Here is a 3,240-nt window from a genome sequence, read left to right as displayed (position 1 = left end):
CGTCGGCCGGGCGCATCGCGCCGAGCGCCGCGACCAGCACGGCGAGGCCGCCCACGGTGAGCACGGCCCTGCGGCGGCCGGGCGCCCCACGCTCCACGCCGGGCTCGAGGATGGCGAGGAGCCGCCCCTCGAAGGTGGAGCGCTGCGCCATGGGGAGGGCGACCGCGGCCGGAACGCGCGCCCGCCCGATGATGCGGACCATCTCCAGCAGGTGGTCCGCGTAGGTGGAGGCGCGGGTGCCGGTGCTCAGGACCCAGTCGTCACAGCACCGCTCCGCCTCCGCGCGGAGCTGGTGGAGCGCCACCCAGCTCAGCGGGTTGAACCAGTGCACCGCGCAGGCGAGCTGTGCGAGGGCGAGGGTGAGCACGTCCCTGCGGGCCACGTGCGCCAGCTCGTGCCGCAGCACCACGTCGCGGCGCTCGGCCGGCCACGAGTCGCAGCTCGCCGGGAGGAGGACGACCGGGCGGAGCATCCCCCAGGTCATCGGCATCTCCGTCCAGCGGCTGCGGACCAGGCGCGCGCTGGGCGCGTCGAAGCCCCGGGAAATGCGGTCGGCGGCGGCGGTCCATTCCTCGTCCTCGATCCGCTCCCCCGTCCTCGCCAGCCACCACACGGTCGCGGTGCCGAACAGCAGCCGCAGGATGAGCACCCCCGCGCCCAGCAGCCACACCGCCACCAGGAGCGTCCCCCGGCCCACGCCGTCCGGGAGCCATGCGCGGGCCGCCGGAGGCTGCGGCTCGAATGCATGCGACGGGAGGGAGGGAGAAGCCGGCTCCCGCGTGGACTCCAGGGCCGCGGCGGCAGGAGCGTCGGCACGGAGGACGGGCTCCGCGGCGGGGCCGAAGTCGATCTCCTGCACCTGCGGGTTCGGCCCGCCCAGCGAGGCGGGGAGCACCTCGACGCGCAGCGGCAGGAGCTGCGCGAGCGGGAGGGCGAGCACCCCGGCGATCGCGGTCGTCCACACCAGGTGGCGCGCGGCCGCGGAGCGTCGGCGGAGCGCAAGGGCCAGCAGGCCCGCCGCGCCGAGGAGCAGCGCCGCCTTCAGGGACAGCTCCGGGAGGACCGCGCCGACGGAGCCCAGCACACCCGCAAGGTCGATGGCGGCCATGCTCACCTCCCCTCGTCGCGGGCGGCCTCGACCTGCTTCGCCAGCCGCTGCAGGTCGGCCTCGGTGAGCTGGCGGCGCGACATCCCCAGGAGGGCCGCGGCGGCGGACTCCGCGCTGCCGCCGAAGAAGGTGCGCACCAGGTGCCGCAGCGCGGCCGAGCGGGCGCTCTCCTTCGCCACCACGGGTCGGTAGACGTAGCGCGGCCCGTCCTGGAAGTGCTCCACGTGGCCCTTGTCCTCCAGCACCCGCATGGTGGCGCGAACGGCCGAGTAGCTGGGAGGATCGGGGATGCGCTCCAGGATGTCGTTGACGGTGCCCTGCCCGAGGGCGAAGAGCACGTCCATGATCTGGCGCTCTCGGCGGCTGAGGTCGGCGGTGAGCTCGGGGCCCATGCGGGGCTCTCCTGGGTGAGGGGAGTGTCGGGGCGGAGTGCGCGATTCCGTGCGGCATGCTGGAAATCTAGCACCGTGCTAGATATCTAGCACCCGGGTCGGACGAGGTCAAGGATCTCGTGAAGAACGGGTGCGCCGCGCCCGGGAGGGCGCGGTCGAAGTGGGCAGGCGGGAGCGTCGGCGCCCCCGCCGGGCGATGGCGCCCGCTCGTCCCGCCCACCTTGCCACCGCTGTACGCGGCGGCCACTTTCAATGTCAGCGCCGTAAACATCCAGTCGCCCCATGCAAGGAGGTCGTCGCGTGGACCTGAAGCGTTTGGGAATGCTCTGCCTCGCGGGACTGGCGTTCGCCGGGCCGGCGGCCGCGCAGGGCACGCAGAGCACGGAACGGGTCTTCCCGTACGAGTACCGGAGGTTCGAGCTCCCCAACGGGCTCGTGACCTACCTCATCGCCGCGGACGCGCCGGGCCAGGTCGCGTACCTGTCGATCGTGCGGACGGGGAGCCGGGACGAGGTGGAGCCCGGCAAGAGCGGGTTCGCCCACTTCTTCGAGCACATGATGTTCCGGGGGACCGAGAAGTACCCCAACTTCGACGAGATCATGGCGGAGATCGGGGCCTCGCGGAACGCCTTCACCAGCTCGGACATGACGGTGTACTACGCCGTCGCCGCGAACGACCACCTGGAGCGGATGATCGACCTGGAGTCGGACCGCTTCATGAACCTCCGCTACTCCGAGCCCGACTTCCGCACCGAGGCCGGGGCGGTGCTCGGCGAGTACCAGCAGAGCGCCACCACCCCCTTCGGGTTCCTCAACCAGAGGCTCCGGGAGACCGCGTTCGACCAGCACACCTACCAGCACACGACCATCGGGTTCGAGGCGGACGTCCGCGCCATGCCGGAGGGGTTCGACTACAGCCTCGACTTCCACCGGCGCCACTACCGGCCGGAGAACGTGGTCCTGGTGCTGGCCGGCGACATCGACTTCGACCGCGCCGAGCGGCTGATCCGGGAGTACTACTCTCCCTGGAAGCCGGGCTACGTGGCGCCGCAGATCCCCACCGAGCCGGCGCAGACCGCGCCCCGGGACCGCACCATCGTCTTCCCCGGCCGCACGCTGCCCATGGTGTCGGTCAACTGGCGCGCCCCGAAGTGGGACCCGCGCGACCGCACGGCGGTGGCGACCGAGGTGCTCGGCCGCGTCGCCTTCGGGCCCACTTCCGACGTGTACCGGAAGCTGGTGCTCCGCGAGCGCAAGGTGGGATCGCTGAGCGCCTCCTTCGGGCTGCAGCGCGACCCGTACCTGGCGGGCGTGACCGCCTCGGTCCTGAACCCGGCCGACACCGCGGCGGTGAAGGCCGAGATCCTGGCGACCGCCCGCCGCTTCCGCGAGGAGCTGGTGGACGAGCAGGCCCTCGCGGCCGCGAAGTCGAACATGAAGTACGGCTTCCTCATGGGGCTCGAGACCCCGGAGAGCATCGCCTTCGCGATGATCCAGCCGGTGGTCATGACCGGCGGCATTGAGGCGGTCGAGGAATACTACCGGACGCTGGAGGCCGTCACCGCCGAGGACGTCCGCCGCGCGGCGAGGCAGGTCCTGGTCGACGCGGGCCGCACCACGCTGACGATGATCCAGCAGGAGGGACAGTGATGAAGAGGAACTTCGGGCGGGGCGTCGCCGCGCTGGTGGGGCTGGCCGCGCTGGCGGCATGCGCCCCGGGCGCGCGGAGCACGGCCGCGC

The 3,240-nt window shown here is 72.6% G+C and carries 3 protein-coding genes; 1 reads left to right on the top strand and 2 read right to left on the bottom strand.

All coding sequences use genetic code 11. From position 1 onward, the window contains the following. Together VGR37_11540 and VGR37_11535 are read right to left on the bottom strand one after the other, a co-directional pair. The coding region (locus tag VGR37_11540; GenBank protein HEV2148026.1) for a M56 family metallopeptidase at positions 1-1,108 on the bottom strand (1,108 nt) is incomplete at its 3' end. Between the two features lie 2 nt (positions 1,109-1,110). Further along, positions 1,111-1,500: a BlaI/MecI/CopY family transcriptional regulator gene (locus VGR37_11535; protein HEV2148025.1), complete on the bottom strand. Its 390-nt coding sequence runs from the start codon at positions 1,498-1,500 to the stop codon at positions 1,111-1,113. Positions 1,501-1,800: 300 nt separating this feature from the next. Between VGR37_11535 and VGR37_11530 the strand changes: the two genes are divergently transcribed. Further along, on the top strand, positions 1,801-3,150 hold the full coding sequence (locus tag VGR37_11530) for a pitrilysin family protein (GenBank protein HEV2148024.1): 1,350 nt from the start codon (positions 1,801-1,803) through the stop codon (positions 3,148-3,150). Positions 3,151-3,240: the final 90 nt, after the last annotated feature.

The organism is Longimicrobiaceae bacterium (genome assembly GCA_035936415.1).
Taxonomy (GTDB): Bacteria; Gemmatimonadota; Gemmatimonadetes; order Longimicrobiales; family Longimicrobiaceae; genus JAFAYN01.
Note: the sequence above shows the minus strand (reverse complement) of the source record. Positions and strands in the feature narration are given on the sequence as shown.

Bases quoted from the DNA above. Each gene is read 5' to 3' on its own strand.
- VGR37_11535 (HEV2148025.1), bottom strand. From the start codon at position 1,500: ATGGGCCCCGAGCTCACCGCCGACCTCAGCCGCCGAGAGCGCCAGATC.